Here is a 444-nt window from a genome sequence, read left to right on the forward strand (position 1 = left end):
CCGTTCCTCTCCGGCATTGCCCTGGCCGCCGCGCTGTTGGTGGCCGGCGGCGCCGCCCATGCCCAGCAGGCCCCGGCCGGCCAGAGCATGGAAGAGCGTCTGCGCAACCAGCTCCGCAACACCACCGCGCAGCTTCAGCAGGCGCAGAACGAACTGGCCGTGCTCAAGGCAGGCGGCGGCAGCCAGCCCGCCGCCAAGGCTGGCGCGGCGCCGGCCGATGTCGATGCCCTGAAGAAGGAGCTGGAGGCTGCCCGTGCGCAGCTGGCCAGCGAGCGCCAGTCGCGCGAGGCGCTGCGCCAGAGSCAGCAGCAGGGCCAGGCGCAGGTGGAAAAGGCCGGCGCGCAGATCGCCCAGTATCGCGGCTCGTACGACGAACTGCTCAGTATGGCACGCGGTCTGTACGCCGAGCGCCTGCGACTGGACGCCGAGACCACCGCGCAGAAG

Annotated in this window: 1 pseudogene; it reads left to right on the top strand. The window is 72.0% G+C overall.

Annotated elements, in window-relative coordinates:
- Window positions 1–444: pseudogene (locus AC1DHL_RS29910) on the top strand (hypothetical protein); the annotation flags it as partial.

Source organism: Variovorax sp. 10L426, assembly GCF_056395305.1.